The sequence below is a fragment of the uncultured Duncaniella sp. genome, assembly GCF_910578445.1.
Lineage (GTDB): Bacteria > Bacteroidota > Bacteroidia > Bacteroidales > Muribaculaceae > Duncaniella.
The window spans coordinates 1-3,090 of the sequence record NZ_CAJTQC010000058.1; the positions used below are offsets into that span (position 1 = coordinate 1).

2 protein-coding genes are annotated in these 3,090 nt (G+C 43.9%); both read right to left on the reverse strand.

Features of this window, described 5'->3' with window-relative positions:
• Positions 1–364: 364 nt before the first annotated feature.
• Positions 365–1,897: a DUF1186 domain-containing protein gene (locus QZ311_RS12210; RefSeq protein WP_297068487.1), complete on the reverse strand. Its 1,533-nt coding sequence runs from the start codon at positions 1,895–1,897 to the stop codon at positions 365–367.
• A 71-nt stretch (positions 1,898–1,968) separates the two neighbouring features.
• Complete coding sequence (locus tag QZ311_RS12215; protein ID WP_297068489.1) at positions 1,969–3,003, reverse strand: Fic family protein; 1,035 nt, start codon at positions 3,001–3,003, stop codon at positions 1,969–1,971.
• Positions 3,004–3,090: the final 87 nt, after the last annotated feature.

Consider the following 3,090-nt stretch of genomic DNA (forward strand, 5'->3'; position numbering starts at 1 on the left):
GATACAAAAATGGGCGAAAAAGGGGTCAGAATCCGTTAGAATCCATCAGTAAGGGTATGAAAAAAGCGTGCTGTAAAGCACGCTGTACTAATGGATTGTGACGGATTGTGACAATTACGTCATTTGCCGATGCAGAAGCGGTTAATTTGTTGATATACAGATAAGTGTAACTCTAATCCGTACAAGTGACGTGAATTTTCTATGGTTGCAAGTGGTTAACCGTCTGCTACTTAAATCGTTACAAGTCGCATTTGCCAAACCGACAACAGTGACTCAATGCAAAGGTAGCTACAATAATCCGATTATCAAAGGGATATCGCATCTTTAACTTTTCGCGACATACAGATGAGCGTACAAAACGGGACTATTCTGGTTTCGTTATGAATTTTTTGAGACTCTCATATTGCTCATATATGTCAGGAATCTGATATTTGTCATTATGTATTGCTCCACGACCGAGTTCGATGTCTTTGATGACATTTTTGCAGTCTCCGGCTATGGTCTTATTCACACAATCTGTTGCGAATGTGGCTTTGATTTCGGGGATGAGTTCTTTCGCGTCTATATCCATCAGATTGCTCATCACAAAACCGGCGAATGTGCCGTCACAAGCTCTCTGAACAGGAAGATTTGAAACCATATTGTTCAGAAGTCGTCGGAACACTTCGATAATTTCGCCACGTCTTTCCGGCTGATTGAAGATTATCATTGCTAAAGCATCGGGTGCCTGTGAGCGGAGATAAGAGTCCAGTCCGGGTTGATTCAGATACGCTTCTATTGCGGTGATATTATCCTTGCCACACGCATAAAGAGCAGGGTGTAGTAGTTCCGGAGTCAGGTCGCCAAGATGATAGTCGGCAAACTCATCGGTCTGTCGCATAATCTCAAAAACTGCATCAAGACCCTTGTCGCTTTGAAGTTGGGCGAGAAGTATGAGCGAGTGCATAATAGCACTGTTGTTCCAACTCTCGATTGTATCATCATTGATACCTTTATATGTTTTGCCGATAGAATAGAGCATGACATTGCTGATATCTTGTGCAGCTTCGTCTTTCGGCAGGGCAAGAATCCGGTCAATGACCTCACGGGGCAGACAGCTGTAATTATCAGGCGAAAGCAGCTCATCCGCTATAAACTGATTCTTGACGGAAAGCGTCTGAGGATAGTCGGGGTATTGATAGGTGTATTTTTCATCGGGATGACGGTCTGACTCCTCTTGCCATTTGCTCATCCCTTCAAACGCTTTCTTTATGGTCTCAGAGTCGATTTTGGATAACGGAGAGTATTCATCGTCATCATCACTGTCGTCCTCGTATTCCTCTCCAAAAGGCATGACATATTCAAAATCATCGCCAAGGTTTTTCTTCAGTGTATGGTAATATGGCATTTCCTTTCTGTCAGGATTGACAACAAGAAAATGTTTGCCGTTTTTACCGAAATCATATTCAATCAGCGGTATGTCATCCGTATCCTCTTCCAGAATATATCCGGCCGGATCAAACTCTTTTGACGGTTTAATGCCACCTTCCTCAGCGAAAGCCATTGCTCCATAGATAATGTTGTGGGCTTCATTATAACTGATTTCTTCAAGTCCCATCCCGTTTTTATAATTGTCAAGGTACTGTTCAAAATCATACGGAGTCATATTTTCATGGTACCCGGCATCCTTTACGCCGAGACAGAACGTATCGACAAGAAAGGATGCCATAACCAGATTGCCGCTTGGTCGCACTCGGGTAACGATGACATGAGCCATTCCGGATTCCTGCCAATCAGGAGGAGCGATATAACATTTGCCAACTGGCAGGGTTCGCGCTTTTTCACGCATGAACCGATATGGAGAAAGTGCGGGCTGCTTTTGTCCCTTGCTGTTATTCTTGGATTTCTTCTTAGCCATAATAGTTGGATATGTTGTTATAGTTGAAACAAATTTGAAAGTAAGATTGATTACCGTTCCATATAAATTTTCTAAAAGTAAGTCTTGACGGCGAAGAGGAATTGGTCGATGAAGATGCGTTTGAAGGCTGCGATATTGTTCTGCTCGTAGAACATCAGCATTGCCTTTTTGTAGTCGATTGAATCTACCGTGCGGAATGAAATCGGGCAATAGCCGTTGGCGATGAGAATACCGTTGCTCACTATTCTGGCTGTGCGCTTGTTGCCGTCGGTGAACGCCTGAATGTAGCTGAGCAAAACAAGTGCGAGAAGGGCTTTCTCGAAGATATTGCTCTTGCCGTTTATGAGTCGCACGCTATCTTCAAGAGCCTCCCGGATTTGAAACTCATTGTCAAGCGGAGTGTAGTTTGTTCCGGTTATACCGACACGGCGATGACGGATGCTCCTCTCAACACCTAATTCTTTTGTAAGTATCGCATGAATCTCCTCGATACGGGCGACAGTCAAATCTTTAAGATAGTCCGGCACATCGAGAATAAAGTCGAGCGCATCCTTGTGATTGAGTAGCATCACGGCTTCCTCCTTGGTTTTTCCGCTTGCCGTTTGTTTCTCTTTCAGCAGCCTTTCAGTTTCAAGTAAAGAATAAGTGTTGCCCTCTATCTGCGAAGATTTCCATGACAAATCGATTCCGAGACGTTCCATCTCTTTACGATATTCCAACTCGGACATCTCCGAGAGATGCTGACGGAAGACTTGTTGTGCGTCATCAAGCCGTTGCAGTTCATCATCGGTGAATAAATCCACCTTTGGAAGAATTTCATTTATGAGCTCAAAATTGAACGATTCCTGCACCTGACGCTCGTCGACATCCTTGTCAAAGTATGTGTCAAGGTTCAGCTCCATCGTCACATGAGCCTGCGGAGTAAGTCTATAACGAGTAGCCGGTCCACGACCTACAACCTCAATGTGTCCCTTGGCGACACCATCGGCAATCAATCGTTTGAGTGTTGCCGGACTTGGGGCATTGGTCAATGCCGAGCCTATTTCAGCACGTGATGCCTCCGGATTGTAGTGAAGAAACTGAAGGATTTCAATCTCTTGAGTCATATCTGAAAGTTTTATCGGCTCAAAATTACTAAAATTTATTGAAAAATCGGCTAAAATTGAGCCAATTTTTGCCACGTTAGCACTTGA

What these genes read in the sequence shown, in the direction of transcription:
- QZ311_RS12210 (WP_297068487.1), bottom strand. Translation starts at nt 1,897, where the DNA reads ATGGCTAAGAAGAAATCCAAGAATAACAGCAAGGGACAAAAGCAGCCC.
- QZ311_RS12215 (WP_297068489.1), bottom strand. Translation starts at nt 3,003, where the DNA reads ATGACTCAAGAGATTGAAATCCTTCAGTTTCTTCACTACAATCCGGAG.